This is a genomic window from Nocardia vaccinii NBRC 15922 (assembly GCF_001613305.1).
Classification (GTDB): domain Bacteria; phylum Actinomycetota; class Actinomycetes; order Mycobacteriales; family Mycobacteriaceae; genus Nocardia; species Nocardia vaccinii.
Map to the genome: position 1 here is coordinate 1 of NZ_BDCC01000089.1, position 14,297 is coordinate 14,297.

Annotated in this window: 15 protein-coding genes; 3 read left to right on the forward strand and 12 right to left on the reverse strand. The window is 65.2% G+C overall.

Features of this window, described 5'->3' with window-relative positions; translation table 11 throughout:
- Positions 1-428 precede the first annotated feature (428 nt).
- Both NV1_RS39705 and NV1_RS46210 read left to right on the forward strand, forming a co-directional pair.
- Entirely contained in the window at positions 429-830 is a 402-nt protein-coding gene (locus tag NV1_RS39705) for a DUF3592 domain-containing protein (protein WP_067904158.1), read from the forward strand.
- 317 nt (positions 831-1,147) lie between these two features.
- The gene (locus tag NV1_RS46210; protein WP_067904162.1) at positions 1,148-1,495 is read left to right on the forward strand and encodes a DUF6283 family protein; all 348 of its coding nucleotides are present in this window, start codon (positions 1,148-1,150) and stop codon (positions 1,493-1,495) included.
- Between the two features lie 186 nt (positions 1,496-1,681).
- Here NV1_RS46210 and NV1_RS39715 read toward each other — a convergent pair whose 3' ends face one another.
- The 11 genes from NV1_RS39715 to NV1_RS39760 all read right to left on the reverse strand — a co-directional run bounded on the left by NV1_RS39715 (position 1,682) and on the right by NV1_RS39760 (position 11,438).
- A complete protein-coding gene (locus NV1_RS39715; RefSeq protein ID WP_067904166.1) occupies positions 1,682-2,572 on the reverse strand; it encodes a mycofactocin-coupled SDR family oxidoreductase in 891 nt (296 codons plus the stop codon).
- Positions 2,573-2,621: 49 nt separating this feature from the next.
- On the reverse strand, positions 2,622-3,365 hold the full coding sequence (locus tag NV1_RS39720; RefSeq protein ID WP_067904236.1) for an SDR family NAD(P)-dependent oxidoreductase: 744 nt from the start codon (positions 3,363-3,365) through the stop codon (positions 2,622-2,624).
- 140 nt (positions 3,366-3,505) lie between these two features.
- Positions 3,506-4,540 carry a phosphotransferase family protein gene (locus NV1_RS39725; protein ID WP_067904169.1) on the reverse strand — a complete coding sequence of 345 codons (1,035 nt, stop codon included), beginning with the start codon at positions 4,538-4,540 and terminating at the stop codon, positions 3,506-3,508.
- Positions 4,537-4,890, reverse strand: a complete 354-nt coding sequence (locus NV1_RS39730; protein ID WP_067904172.1) for a DUF4286 family protein — start codon at positions 4,888-4,890, stop codon at positions 4,537-4,539. Before NV1_RS39730 ends, NV1_RS39725 begins: the two co-directional genes overlap by 4 nt.
- A gap of 27 nt (positions 4,891-4,917) precedes the next feature.
- A complete protein-coding gene (locus NV1_RS39735; protein ID WP_084526602.1) occupies positions 4,918-6,126 on the reverse strand; it encodes a cytochrome P450 in 1,209 nt (402 codons plus the stop codon).
- A 71-nt stretch (positions 6,127-6,197) separates the two neighbouring features.
- Positions 6,198-6,755 (reverse strand): SDR family NAD(P)-dependent oxidoreductase, encoded by a 558-nt coding sequence (locus NV1_RS39740; protein WP_307631341.1) that lies wholly within the window; start codon positions 6,753-6,755, stop codon positions 6,198-6,200.
- Entirely contained in the window at positions 6,650-7,027 is a 378-nt protein-coding gene (locus NV1_RS46535; protein ID WP_307631325.1) for an SDR family NAD(P)-dependent oxidoreductase, read from the reverse strand. The genes NV1_RS39740 and NV1_RS46535 overlap by 106 nt, the downstream gene beginning before the upstream one ends.
- On the reverse strand, positions 6,958-8,214 hold the full coding sequence (locus NV1_RS39745; RefSeq protein WP_067904175.1) for an amidohydrolase family protein: 1,257 nt from the start codon (positions 8,212-8,214) through the stop codon (positions 6,958-6,960). Before NV1_RS39745 ends, NV1_RS46535 begins: the two co-directional genes overlap by 70 nt.
- 43 nt (positions 8,215-8,257) lie before the next feature.
- Complete coding sequence (locus NV1_RS39750) at positions 8,258-9,841, reverse strand: FadR/GntR family transcriptional regulator (RefSeq protein WP_067904241.1); 1,584 nt, start codon at positions 9,839-9,841, stop codon at positions 8,258-8,260.
- Positions 9,841-10,995 (reverse strand): thiolase C-terminal domain-containing protein, encoded by a 1,155-nt coding sequence (locus NV1_RS39755; RefSeq protein WP_067904178.1) that lies wholly within the window; start codon positions 10,993-10,995, stop codon positions 9,841-9,843. The genes NV1_RS39750 and NV1_RS39755 overlap by 1 nt, the downstream gene beginning before the upstream one ends.
- Positions 10,992-11,438: a Zn-ribbon domain-containing OB-fold protein gene (locus tag NV1_RS39760; protein ID WP_218027359.1), complete on the reverse strand. Its 447-nt coding sequence runs from the start codon at positions 11,436-11,438 to the stop codon at positions 10,992-10,994. The genes NV1_RS39755 and NV1_RS39760 overlap by 4 nt, the downstream gene beginning before the upstream one ends.
- Before the next feature lie 132 nt (positions 11,439-11,570).
- Between NV1_RS39760 and NV1_RS39765 the strand changes: the two genes are divergently transcribed.
- On the forward strand, positions 11,571-12,002 hold the full coding sequence (locus tag NV1_RS39765; protein WP_084526604.1) for a nuclear transport factor 2 family protein: 432 nt from the start codon (positions 11,571-11,573) through the stop codon (positions 12,000-12,002).
- Positions 12,003-12,161: 159 nt separating this feature from the next.
- Here the strand turns inward: NV1_RS39765 and NV1_RS39770 are convergent, their stop codons facing one another.
- Positions 12,162-14,207, reverse strand: a complete 2,046-nt coding sequence (locus NV1_RS39770; protein WP_067904183.1) for a sensor histidine kinase — start codon at positions 14,205-14,207, stop codon at positions 12,162-12,164.
- Between the last annotated feature and the right edge of the window lie 90 nt (positions 14,208-14,297).

A 14,297-nucleotide genomic window follows, 5' to 3' on the forward strand; every position in this document is an offset into this window, starting at 1 on the left:
GGCTGGAGTACTAAGTCTGCGCGACAGTTGATCTCAGCGTTTCACCAGGCAGAAGCAACGAGACCGGGCAGGGCGCAGTTGGACAAAGCGCGAGGGCAGCCACCGCGAGATCGGCCACCGGCGTGGAGAGGACTTGTTGAACAGCAGCGCTTTTCGACACGTTTTTCTGACAGTGGTCCGGCGAGGGCGACCAGGGAATCCTCGGTGACCGGTCGGGTGTCGGAAAACGATCTTGGGCTCGAGTGGTCGATGCATCGAGCGCTAGGTCCAACGCACGCGTCAGAATGGCTGTAATGTCTTCCACTCCCAGGGGTTTCGAACACGTAAGTTCATAGAGGTCCGATAGAGATGATGGTCGGCACCGTTCAACGTCCGACGGCAGATCGCCCTCTCAGGCGCCCCGCTCAGTCGCTCATGGAGGGAGGATCGTGTACGGGTTCGCACTGATTGCAGTGGGTGTCTTTTTCGTCGGGTTGGCCGTTCACAGTTGGGCCGAGGTATCGCGATTGGATCGACATGGCGTGGCGGTTCCCGGGGAGGTGCTACGGGTCGACCGAGACACAGCCTTCGTCGCGACCGTCGATCTGAAAGTCTTGTTTCACACACTGGATGGCCGTGAGGTCGTCCAGTATTTCGGCGTGCCCGAGGAAGACGGCCCGTACTTCGTCGGACAGGTCATTCGACTGAAGTACGATCCGAAAAAAGTCAATCGCACCCGGTTCGATGAACCTCTTTCGCCCTTCGCGCAGCTGCCCCTGATCATCTGGGCTGTAATTGGCGCGGCGGCGATAGTTGCGGGGCTCGCGATCGTCGTGGTCCACTTCCTTTGATGACGACGGTCGGGGTGGGCAAAGTCCAATCGGCCGTACCGATGCCATGCGCGCTTCGCCCCCCAACTTCGACCATCTCGAGGTGCCGGTAAGGTTTGTGTCACCAGTCGCAGACAGCAGGGGATAGCTTTTCACCGCAAGCGATCTCGTCGAGGTGTGTCGGTGGCTCAGGAAATCTCGACGGCCACATCGGTTGCGAGGTCTTGTGTCAACGGTCAGCGTGAATACCGGGTGGATGGTCAGGTTGGTTCCGGTGTGGCGGACATGATTCCGCCGGGCGGGTGGCCGTGGGGTCTCCGGGTGGATGGTCATTGGTTGTGTCCGAGATTCCCGAGTTCGAGCTCGCTGCCGACGGTGCGGTCGAACATGTCGAGGAGATCGGGCCACCGGCGCCGCGACCCTGCAGTTCGTGCCCGTACCGGCGTGATGCTCCCAGCGGGGTCTGGGATGCCGAGGAATACGAGAAGCTGCGCTTGTATGACCTGGACATGGCTTTCCAGCCGCCCCGGTTGTTCCAGTGCCATCAGGCCGATTTCGACAGCGGCGTTCGGCGGCTGTGCGCTGGATGGGCCGGTTGCCATGGCTCGGAACTGTTGGGGTTGTGCGTGGCCTCAGATAGCTGCTGCTCCGACGAGTCGACTTCTCGGCAGGACGCGATCCTGTAGCGCACAGGTCGATCGCCGGGTTGACGGGTGCGTCCACCACCAACTCCAACAGGAGCCCAGCCGCGATCGCGTGGGGCGCCCGGGGCGGGCCCGGACGCCACCGATGACCTTCAAGGAACGCGGTTATAGCCGCCGGTACGGTCGCGCACGAGAGGCAGCGGGGCCGCGCACAGGGCGAGGGTCTTTTCACTGCCCGGGACCGTGGGGCCATTTCACCATGCAGCCGAGGTCGATCGGGATGCTGGTGCCGGTCATATGTTTGGACGCGTCGGAGGCGAGGAAGAGCACGAGTTCGGCGACGTCCTCGGGTTCGAGCCAGGGCGCGGGCAGGGCGTGGTATGCCTCGGAGGCGGGGCGGAAGTCGTCCTTGGTGACTTCTCCGTCGAGGTCGGGACGGAAGACCTGGTAGATGCCCTGGGCGTTCATCAGGTGGGTGTTGCAGTTCGTCGGATGCACGATGTTGACCCGGATCCCGGCGGACGCGAGGTGCTGCGCCATCTCCCTCGTGTAGCCGACCAGTGTCTGTTTCGACCAGCTGTAACCCGCGCCGCCGGGCCCCATGATCATGCGGGGGTCGGTCGAGGACGTGGTGTTGGGAATCAACGCAGCGGTGGATCCGGTGATCACGATCGACCCGCCGTTGCCTGCCGAGAGCAGATGCGGGACCGCCACCGCGACCGTGTTCATCACGCCGATGAGGTCGACGTCGACGGCGTCGTGGAAGTCCATGGGCTGGGGGTCGCCCATGGCCAACGGCAGGATCCCCGCGTTGGCCATCACGTTCGTCAGCGGGCCCAGTTCGGCGATCCCGTTGTTCAGGGCGTCGGCGAGCTGCTCCCGGTTGCGCACGTCGGCCTTGGCCACGACGCAGCGCCGGCCTTCCTTCTCGACGAGTTTTCTGGTCTCGGTCAGGTCGTCCCAGCCCGCCATCGGATAGGGATTGGAATCGATGTTCTGGCAGATGTCGATGGCGATGATGTCCGCGCCCTCTCGGGCCTGCAGCACCGCGTGGGCTCGCCCCTGTCCTCGGCCCGCGCCGGTGATGAACGAGACCTTTCCCTGCATCCGTCCTGCCACAGTTCCTCCTCGGGCGTGCATGCTGTTGTGGTTGATCGAGGTCGATAGGTCAGAGACTCCGGAACAGGCCGCCGTCGACCAGTACCTGAGCGCCGTTGATGTAACCCGCGGCCGGACTGGCCAGGAATACGCACAGCCCGGCGATGTCCTGCGGAATTCCGATACGTTTCATGGGGTTCATCGCGGCGGCCCGGGCCTGCGCCTCGGCGCCCCAAGCCTTCGAGATGTCGGTGTCGAAGGCTCCGGGGAGCACGAGGTTGGCGCGGACCTTGGGCGCCCACGCTCCGGCCAGGGCCAGGGTGAGCGCGTTGAGCCCGGCCTTGGCCATCGCGTACGGGAGATCCTCCACGCCGGGGCGCAGGGTGCCGGCCGTGGTCACGTTGATGATCGAGCCGCCGTCGCCCTGGGCCATCCGCGCGCCGAACAGGGCCGACAGGCGGAACGGGCCACGCGCGTTGACGGCGTGGACCTTGTCGTAGAGCTCCTCGGTGACCGAGGACAGATCGTCGTAGACGGGCGACATTCCGGCGTTGTTGACCAGCACGTCGCAGCGCCCGAAGGTGTCGTACACAGTGTCGAACAGGACCTGGGCGGACTCCCACCGGCCGACGTGGCAGCCGACCGGCAGCGCGCGGCGGCCGGTGGCGGCCTCGATTTCGCTCGCCGCCGCTTCGCAGTTGTCGAGCTTGCGGCTGGCGATGACGACATCGGCTCCGGCCCTGGCGAATTCGGTCGCGACGGCGCGGCCGATGCCACGGCTGCCGCCGGTGACGACCGCGACCTTGCCGGTCATATCCAGCTGTGCGGCGAGTCCTTCGGACGGAACGCTCGGATCGAGATCGGGCACGGGTATCTCCGCTTCTGGGTTCACGCCGGCGAGTGCGCAGCGCGGGGGTCTGTCGTTCGGGTGGGTAGGTCGAGTGGCGCGTGCCGTCAGCGAGCCTTCGTGGGCAAAGATCGGGCCAGTTCGGCGGCGGTGGCGATCGACCGCAGGGCCATCGGGCCGAATGCCTCGAGGACCTTCGGATCGGCTTTGCCGCTCTGCGCCGCGAGCGCGTAGGTGCGTTCCAGTACGATGCCGATTTTGAAGTTGGCGAGCACCAGGTAGTAGTCGATGTTGTCGGTCGGTAGCTCGCTGAGCGTTTCGTAGTGTTCGAGAAGCTCGCTGCGCGTGGGCATTCCGGCGACATCCAGATAGAAGTCTCGGCGAGGTTGTTCACCGTCGTAACCCAGCAGGGCCCAGGCCAGGTCCAGCAGCGGATCGCCGATGGTGGTCATCTCCCAGTCGACCAGCGCGGCCAGCCGGGCAGGCGCGCCGTGGGCATACATGACGTTGGCGTACTGGTAGTCGCCGTGCATGATGCCGGGCGTGAAATGGCGCGGTGCATTGGCGCGCAACCACTGTGCGGCCTCTTCCACCCCGGGCAGTTCGCGGACTTCGAATGACCGCAGGAACGACAGCCAGCGATCGGGCTGGCGTTCGTGGAAGCCCTCGGGCCGTCCGAACCCTTCGAGCCCCTGTGCGCGCCAGTCCACCCGGCCCAGTTTCGCCGCCCCCTCGATGAGGGCGAAGGCCAGGCCGCGACGGGCCTCCAGGTCGGTGTCGAAGGGCGCTTGCCAGCCGTTGTCCATCGGACTCCAGCCATCGATCTCGTCCATGAGGTAGAACGGTTTGCCCAGCAACTCGCCGGTTTCGTCCGCGGCGATGAGTCCGGCGTGTGGCACGTCGGTGCCAGCGAGCGCACGCACCAGGCGGATCTCGCGCAGTAGCTCGTCCAGTCGCTTCTGGGTGGCGCGGGGTCCGGGTATGCGCAGCACCATGCGGGTGTCGCCGCGGGTGATGCGCAGCAGCGTGTTCTGCGATCCGCCGGAGAGGGTTTCCACGGTGGGAAGCTCACCGTGTCCGGGAGCGTCCCGCTGGTCGAGCCAGCTGCCCAGCTTCTCGATATCGATCGGTGCGTCGGTCATTCGGCCTCGGCCTTCGGTCCGCGCGGAGTCCAGAACGCCAGCCGCCAGCTGCTCATATCGAGGCTGTCGTGCATCTGAATCTGCCCCGAGGCCACCCGTTTCCGGATTTCCCCCATGATCGCCTCGGGCTCGCCCGCCATCTCGTAGATGATGGTGTACCGGTGCTCGGGCGCTCTTCCGCCGGGCGCTCGGTAGATTTCGGAATCCCGCAAGGTGTACCGCTGGGCGGACAGCATTCCGGGAACCGCGAGCAGTTGCGGGACGTGCACGGTGTCGTACCACTCGTTGAACTCGTCTTCCCTGCCTTCCATGGGATTCGAGTAGACGATCTGGATGAACTTGTCGGTCATATCTATTCGTCCTGTTCTCGGCGACGGTTACAGCGATTGCCCGAGCAGCATCGGGAACGAATCCACCGAACGCACGCCGACGGTGTAGACGAGGTCGGTGCCGGGCTCGACCCGGTAGTGCGGAATCCGGTTGTGCCAGACGCGAAGTGCGACGCGCAGTTCGAGGCGAGCCAGGTTGGAACCCAGGCAGCGATGGATCCCCGCGCCGAAGGCGTAGTGGCGGTTGGCTTTTCGTCCCCAGCGGACTGTATCCGCCTCGGCGAAGTCGGCTTCGTCGGTGTTCGCCGAACCGATGAACGGGAACACCTTGTCCCCGGCGTGGATCGGGCAGCCACCGAGCTCGGTGTCCTGGGTCGCGATACGCGAGACCATCATCACCGGCGACTCCCAGCGCAGCAGCTCCTCGACCACGGCGGGACTGATATCCGGGTCGGCGACCAGCTGGGCCCGAGCGTCGGGGTTTTCGGCGAGATAGTGCATGAAGCAGTCCAGGGACGCCGACACCGTGTCCAGACCGGCGATCAGCAACAGGAAGCAGACGTCGAGGATGTCTTCGCGGCTCAGCCGGTCGCCGTCGACCTCCGCGTCGAGGATGTGACTGAGCAGGTCGTCGCGGGGTTCGGCCTCGCGCTGGTCGAGTACTTCGTTGAAGTAGTCGTAAATCGATGCCGCGGTCGTCCTCTTCAGCTCCTCGTTGCGAGGATCGCCGAGCGTCGTGCCCAGCACATGGAAGGGACGGATGATCCCGTCCTTCATCGCCAGGAATTTCGGTAGGTCCGCTATCGGCAGACCGAACATGGTGAGGAATACCTGCGAGGGAAACGGGACCGAGAAGCGTTGGGTGAAGTCGATTTTCGGTTCATCGATGAATCCGTCGATCAGGTCGTCGACAAGCCGTTCGATCGGTTCCTCGAGATATTCCAGATGTTTCGGCGTGAACAGGGGGTCGAGGATCTTGCGGAATTTGCGCTGCTCCGGCGGGTCCAACTCGATGGGGATGAGCGGCCGCTCGTTGCCGAGATGTCCGGTGGTCAGGCGGGAGGAGTAGATCGCCGGGTTGGCGAACACCTCGGTCATCGCCGCGCGGGTGGCGACCAGTACGCCCGCCCCCTCGATCCGCATCGCCGGAGCGACGGCGCGCATGCCCGCGTATGCCTGTTGCGGGTTGCGGGTCAGCGTGTCGCCCGTCCCGCTGAATACTGTTCCCCCGTAGGCGTCACCATTCTGATCCGCCATTCGTCTCTCCCTCGATTGCTGTGCCGGGCGAGCTCGTCGACCGGCGCCGAAATTAAATCCACAAGACTGAGTCAGCTATTTATGGCGGAACTCATGCCCTCGATCCACTGTTCGTAGTCGGCGGCCTTGGTGCTCAGCGAATCGGTACCCACCGAGGAATCCACGATCAGGAACCGCTCAGCATCGATGGCGCCGACGAGCCGATCGGCGACCTGTTCCGGGGTTGCCGCACTGTGCAGGATCGGGTGATCGGGCGCGAACCCTTCCGACAGCAGCATGGGTGTGAGCATCGGCCCCGGACAGAAGCATGACACTTTGATTCCCTTGGGCCGCTGCATCGCGGCGAGCCACTCCGAGAAGGCCAGTGCGGCATGTTTGGTGACGGTGTAGGCGGCCTTGTCCGGATGCATGGCCAGCGCCACGACGGATGCCGTCTGGATCAGATAGCCGTCACCGCGCTCGAGCATCGCGGGCAGCACCTCACGCACCGCATACACATGCGACATGACATGCAGTCGCCAGCTCAGGTCCCACAAACCGTCATCGCTGATCTCACCGCCCTGGTGCGGGCCGGTGTAACCCGCGTTGCTGAACCAGACATCGATCTCGCCATAGGTGCGGCGGGCCAGGCGACCGCGCGGACAGTGTCCTCGGATGTGATATCACCAGGGAGCCCGACGCTGTCGATGGACCGGGAGACCTGCTCTACACCATCGGAATTTTGATCCGTGACAACGACTTTCGCTCCCTCGGCGGCGAAACGCCGGGCGCAGGCCGCGCCGATACCGCCACCCGAGCCGGTGACGACGACGACTTTATCGCGCAGTTTCATCAGAATCCTCCGGTCGCACCGGCCGTGGCCGGACGTATGTGTTTGACCGACTTCACGCTGATATCCCATCCCGCCGCCTGCGCGCGTAGCCCGGCGACCGTCGCCTGATCGCGCGGAATATGACGGAACGGGTCGTACTGGAAGTGCCGCATGGCATTCGAGTGGGTGATCTTGTCGATCTCGTCGTCGGGCACACCGGCCAGCGAGGGCATCAGTTTCTCCGGCGCGAGCGGCCAGGTGGAGTCGGAATGCGGGTAGTCGCACTCCCAGGTGACGTTGTCGATATTGAGGTGGTGGCGGTTCTCGATGCCGACCAGGTCATCGATGAAGCACAGGATCACGTGTTCGGAAAAGATCTCCGAGGGCAGTCGGCCGCCGAGATCCGTCCCGCTCCAGTGCTGGGTGTGCCCGTAGATGTAGTCGATCCGTTCCAGGAAGTACGGCAGCCATCCGATGCCGCCCTCGGACAGAGCCACCCGCAGTGCGGGGAACTTGCGGAACACCTGGCTCCAGAGCAGGTCTGCGGCGGCGGAGAACAAGCCCACCGGCGAGAGGGTGTAGACGAGTTCGATCGGTGCGTCGGGGGAAGTGATGGGCGGCTTGGAATTCGAGCCGAGATGCATGCACACGACGGTGCCCTCCTCGGCGCAAGCGGCCCAGAACGGGTCCCAGTGGTCCGAGTACAGGCTGGGCAGGTCGAGATCGTAGGGACTGGAGGAGAACGTCACTGCGTGACAACCCTTTTCGGCCATCCGGCGCACTTCGGCGGCGGCGGCCTCCGGATCCCACATCATCGGCAGCGCCAGGGGGATGATGCGGCCGGGATACGTTCCCGCCCACTCCTCGATATGCCAGTCGTTGTAGGCGCGGACCATGGCGGCGGCCTGGTCCTTGTCGGCGGTCTCGGCGAACAGTTGCCCGCAGAAACGGGGGAAGGAGGGGAAGCACATCGACCCGAGCACCCCGTTGGCGTTCATATCCTTGATCCGGTCGTGAATGTCGTAGCAGCCGGTCCGGATCTCCTCGATGCAAGTGGGTTCCCTGCCGAACTCCGAGGGTGGGCGTCCGGCGACCGCGTTGAGAGCGGTGTTGAGGATCGTCTTCCCGTCGTAGAGCCAGGCCATGGTCCCGTCGTCGCGACGAACGAACCGTGGGGCGCTGTCCTGGTGCTTCGCCGGAACCCGGCCCTGGAACATGTGCGCCGGTTCGATGACGTGGTCGTCCACGCTCACCAGAATGAGATCATCGACGTGCATCCGTCGTCCTCCTCGTTTCCATCAATTGCCAAGCGCCGCAATATCAACCGATCAAATCCAGGACGAGCCGGTGCCCCAGCTCGGAATCCTCGATCCACGGCGCGAGAGCGGTGAAGCATTCGGCCCACACACGGCTGGCGCGGGCCGCGTCGTGGTCGGTCGCCGCCGCGACGAAGTCGGCGAAGCCGGCCTGAGCCCTCCGGTTGGTCGTGGCCACCCATGGCACGCTCTTGGCGTCGGCGGTGACCGCTGGGTCGACCCCAGCGCGAACCCAGTGCAGGATCTCGGCGATCACGGTGAGTGCCGGGTTCTCGAGTGCCGAGAACACGGTCCTCTCACCGTCGTGCCAGACCTTGACGAAGCGCGAGGTGTCATCGACGGCGGCGGCCATCTCCTCGGCCACGATGGCCAATGTCGCGAGTTGCTCGGGGGTTCTGCGCAACGCGACCAGACCCATGATCGGTGGTTCGATCAGTCGCAAGGCCCGGGAGAAGTCCGCAAGCGTGGTCCCACGCGCCTCCAGCACGATGCCCGACAGTTGCGCGGCAACTCGCGTCGAGGGCCAGCGAATCGTGGCACCGCCCCGGTCGCCGGTTCGCAGGTCGAGCAGGTATTCCATCTCCAGGATTCGCAGCGCCTCTCGCAGAGTCGGCCTGGATACGGCGAACTCATCGGCCAGATCGGCCAGTGCGGGCAACCGGTCGCCCTCGCCGAGCGCGCCTTCGGCGATACGTGTGCGGATTTCGGTGGCCACCACCGTGGCGCGGCGCGGCGCGAACTGGGCATCGGAGCGTCCGGCCTGGGCACGCCACAGCGGAGCGATATCCATCGGCTGCCGACTGACGTTGCGGCTGAACAGGATTCGACTCGTGGTGTAGAGGTAATCGCTCCAGACATTTCCGGCCAACGATGCCTCCCGCCTGCGGGCGGCATCGAGGAACGCGCTGTGACCGACGACGACTCGCCTGGCGATTCGCTTCCCCGCCGCCGCATCGTCGCTACCGATCGCCGAGTAGACCTGCCCGGCGTAGATGTCGCGGAACACCCCGGCGATCACCCCGATGGTCCGGTTGCCCGACAGTTCGGTGACAGCCTGGTCGAACCTCGATACCGCACCGACGAAAGCCAGCGGATCGTCTTCGGCGGCACGCTCGGCATCGTGCAGGCCGATGAGACGGTCGAGATCGCCGTCGGTCGCCCGGAGGGCGACCTGTTCCGCGACGGGCGGTTCGATCACCGATCGGGCCTCTTCCAGATGGGTCAATGTCGTCTTGCGCAGCTGCAGCAGCAGGGCGACATATCGCCCCACCCCTTCCAGACCGGGCCGTCGCACCACCGCGCCGCCGCCCCGGCCACGCCGGACCTCGATGAGTTGCTGAGATTCGAGAATCCTCAGCGCCTCTCGCAGGGTCTCGCGCGAGATCCGCAGTCTCGCGGTGAGTTCGGCTTCTGGGGGCAATTGCTGGTCGGCGGCCAGTTGCCCGCTCAGGATCTCCCGGCGCAAGTCAGCCGCCAACAGGTGCGAAACCTTCTGGGTATTACGTCGTGGCAAGGCTCGCCAGTGGCTGTCGTCGCTGGGTGGGATCACTGCGATGCTGTTCGCTTGCTCGCCGGTCGGTTTCGTCATCACGATGTCAGCACCATCGCCGCGCACTGTGGATACACACCACTGCCGACCAGCGCTACCCGAGCGTCGGGCACCTGGCGATTCGCACATTGATTCCGCAGCTGAAGTACCGCTTCGTTCAGAAAGCCGATCCCGTGTAATCGTCCCTCGGCGAGTTGTCCACCGGCGGTGTTGAGCGGGAAATCGCCGCCCGGGCCGATTCGGCTTCCATCACCCACCCAGTCACCGAATTCGCCTGTCCCACAGGCTCCCAGCGCCTCGATCCAGGCGGCGGTCACCGGGGTGAAACCGTCGTACAGCTGTGCGACGTCGACATCGGCGATGGTGACCGAGGACCGCTGCCACAGCCGGTTCGCGCAGTCTATCGCCCCGCCGTAGAGGAAGTCGGAGTGGAACATCCAGTCCGCGCCCGCGCCGGTGCCGTAGGCGATAGCGTCGACCAGGACCGGGCGTTGGCGCAGGTCGGCGGCCCGCTCGGCGGTGGTGATCACGGTGGCCACCGCACCATTGACCGGATAGTCACAGTCGAGGACCCGTAGCGGGTCGGCGACCATCCGCGAGGACAGGTAGTCCGCCATCGTCAGCTCATCGCGCAGCACTGCCCGCGGGTTGAGTGCGGCCCATCGTCGAGCATTGATCGCGATGCGGCCGAAATCCTGCTCGGTGCGCCCGTATTCGGCCATCCACCGCTGTTTCTTCAGGCCGAGCAGCGTCAGGATCCCGCCGAGATAGCCGTACGGGGTGAGGAACTGATCGCGTCCGCCTACCGATTCGGGCCCGCTGGCTACCCCGCCCTGGTGGCCCGCCGCACGGGTCAGGCACCGGAACACCAGCGCGGTCTCGCAGGCGCCCGAGGCCACGGCCATCACCCCGGCCAGCGCGCCGGCCACACCGGACGGGCCACTGGGGAAGATATCGGCGAACGCGGCGAGATCGGGCACCCCCAGCAGGCGCGCCATGTCTTGGGCGCCAGGGGATTCCGGGCCGAACTTGTACTCGAAGATGCCGTCGACATCAGCACCCGCCACGCCCGCGTCGAACAGTGCGTCCTTCGCGGCCGCCAACGCCAACGCCTTGGGGTGGGGGTGGCCCGTACGGCTCAGCTCCGAATAGCCGACGCCCACCAGTGCGACCTCGCGCGCCAACGTGCTCATGCCGCGGCCCCGGTCAATCGGAACTGCGGCAGCGTGATCGCTCCCCGCTCCTCGAAGACGACCTCGACCGGCAGTCCGCAGGAAAGCCGCGTTCCCTCCGGCACCTCGACCAGATCGGTCAGAATCCGAAGCCCCGGCTGTTCGTCGAGTTCTACCAGCACCACAACATACGGCAGCGCGTCGACGAACCCGGCGTGCAGTGGCCGATCCATGACGCAATACGAGTAGATCACCCCGCGACCTGCGACGTCGACGATGTCGAAGCGGTCACCCTGGCAGTGCACGCAGCAGATTTCGGGCGGGTACTGCATCTTCCGGCACGAACAGCAACGCTGCAGGGCCAGCCGGCCCTCGGCGGCCGCGTCCCAGTAGAAGCGGCTGATGTCATCGGGCTCCGGCACCGGGCGAGGATCGCCGGTCACCGGCAAGTGCGTCCGAGTCACGGCACTCTCCACTTCTTCGTGATTCGATCGCACAGTTAACTCCGAACAGGCGACCTAGTCAACTATATTTGGCGGAAGCACTGCCGGGTCCGTCCTCGGGCAGTCGTGTACCACTGTGGAAAGGCGCGGCAGATGCCACTTTCGTTGCGGAGAAGGGTCGCGATCGTGACCGGCTATCTCGACCGGCTCGGCGCATTGGATATCGAGGGAGCCGGCCGGTACCTGGCCGACACCGCGGTCATGATCTTCCCGTTCGCGCTGCCGGGGGCTGAAATCCCTCCGCTGCAAGGGAAATCGGCCATCCTCGACCAGCTTCGGGGAACGATCACGGCGGCGTTCGAGCGGATGAACTTCACGGTCGACGAGTGTCACGACGTCGCAGGCTCGGACGCGCTCATCGCCGAGTACCACAGCGTATGCCCCCTACGGAACGGCGGTGAATATCGAAACTCCTACGTCGGCGTATTCCGGTTCGAGGGGGAGGAGATCGTGCTGCACAAGGAGTACTTCAACCCGGTGAGGTTGAATGCGTTGAGACCGTCGGGTAGGGGTGAGGTGCAGTGATGGGAATCAGGCGGTGGTGACACCGCCGTCGACGGAAACGACCTGCCCGGTGGCATACCGGCCGCGTCGCAGGCGAGCACAGTGGAACAGCCCGGAGGCCAGGGAAGCCGCGACCTCCGATTTTCGTGATCCGGTCGCCCATCGGGCGGTGCTTTTCTGCTACCAGGGAGCAGTTGGCGAGCCCCGGGGGTGCTGTGTGAGGTGTCGTTCGCCGGTGTTCGCTGGTTCGTCGGGGATGTAGGTCTTCACGCGTTGTAGCGATTCGTCTGTGTGAGGGTGGTCGTGGGCGATGAATCTGTTCGGCACCAGGACCGAGGCGCGGATGCCGCCGTAGTCGGATTCGGTGAACCGCACCGAAATTCCGTGTCGGGCGCATAGTTGCGCGATCACGAACAGGCCCAGACGTGAGTCGTGGGACAGTGCGGCCACCGCGAAGTCGGGTTGTTCGGTCAGGAGGGTGTTGGCTCGGTCGAGTTCGTGTGCGCTCATGCTCATGCCCTGGTCGCTCACGTGGACCAGAATGCCCGCTGTGTTGAGGTTGCCTTCGACCCGCACGGTCGTGTGCGGTGGTGAGAACGCGGTGGCATTGTCCATCAGTTCGGCCAGCAGGTGAGCGAGGTCGGCAACCACGGCGCCGTCCATGAGTACGTGGGGGATCCGTCCGGTGTCTACTCGGTGGTAGTGGAGGGTTTCGCTGATCGCACTGCGGATCAGTTCGATGAGCGGTATGGGGCGGCGCCATTGGCGGCCGGTACCTCCGCCGGCGAGGACGGCGAGGTTCTCGACGTTGCGGCGTTCGCGGGTGGCGAGGTGGTCGAGGCGGTACAACACGTCGATGACCGCTGGATCGCTCTGCCGCCGTTCGGCCTCGTCCAGAATTTCGAGTTGCTGATGGACCAGCATCTGGCTCCGATGCGCGATGTTCGCGAACACCGCGCGTACCCCTTCACGGGTGCGGGCCTCGGTGAGGGCCGCGGTGACCGCGGCAGTGTGTGCGCGGTTGAACGCATCGGCCACCGCCCCGATCTCGTCGTGGCCGAAATACAGTGCTGCGCTGGTGATGTCGGAATCGATCCGCGCGCCGGAGGCGAGTTCGGCCAGGATCGCGGGCAACTGCTGTCCGGCCAAGGCCGCGGTCGCGGCCCGTAGCCGCTCGAGTCTGACGATCACTCGATTCGCCAGCAGCATCGACAGCACCCATGCCAGGATCGCGACCATCGTCATCGCGGCCCCTTCTATCAGTGCGTCGCGTTCGCTGCGGGCGCTGACTGCGGCGGTGTGCTGCTGGGCCTGCTGGTCCTGGTCGCCCCACAGCGCGACGAGCTCGTCGTCGATCTGTCCGGAGGCGTCCTGGTAGGGGTCGATGGGTATCGCAGGCAGAGGTAGTGCGGTGGTGTCGGTCGGTGTGGCGGTCGTCGACGGCCAGGACAAGACGGCATGTTCCGTGGCGGTCGTCTGCTGCCACTGTGGTGAGTCGATGATCGCCTCGAGTCGTCGGGCGTAGGGCTGATCCAGCTCCTTGGCCAGTTGGGTGGCCTGCACATGGTAGTAGCCGACCAGGTTGCGGTATGTCGGTACCAGCGTGGGGGCCAGTCCGGTCACCGATCCCGCGGCGACGGTGAGGGCCCGGGCGCGTGACATCGATTCCACCATGCGTAGCAGGCTCAGGGTGCGGGTCAGCGACAGCGTCGAGGCGGGGTCCGGAGAGTATTCCCGTACCATCTGCGAGCCTTGGTCCATTCCGTCGAGCAGACGGCTGTAGAAGGCATAGGTATCGGGCACGGTGGCCTGATGGGTGTCGATCGTGTTGCGTAGGAACGACAGTCCGGCCTGAAGGGTGTCGAAGGTGCGCGCGGCGTCATCGAGGTGTCGGCTGTGTGTTCGCCGATAGGCGGCCTCGACGGTGGCCATCCCGGCCAATGCGGTGTCGAATCGCCCTCGTGCGTAGGCGAGTGCGCCGGGAGCGAGCGTGCCATCGGTCAGCTGCTGGATCGATAGCAGCCGTTCCTGATCGACGGCCAGCACCAGGTTTCGGACCGGTGTCACCGTGGATTCCTGAACCCTGGCGTAGTTCGAAGTGTGTCGCGCCTGCAGCACGAGATGACCGATGGTCGAGAAGGTGGAAATGAGGAGAAAGACGTTCGGAACGAGCGCGATCGCCAGGATCCGTCCGCGGATTCCCGAGAGCCAGGGCAGCACTGCCATGATTGGTCACCACTTCGTGAGAGGACGACCTCGCGTACCGATCCTGAGTGGTTCTACCGCAACAGGATTCAGGATTCGAGACGTTCAACT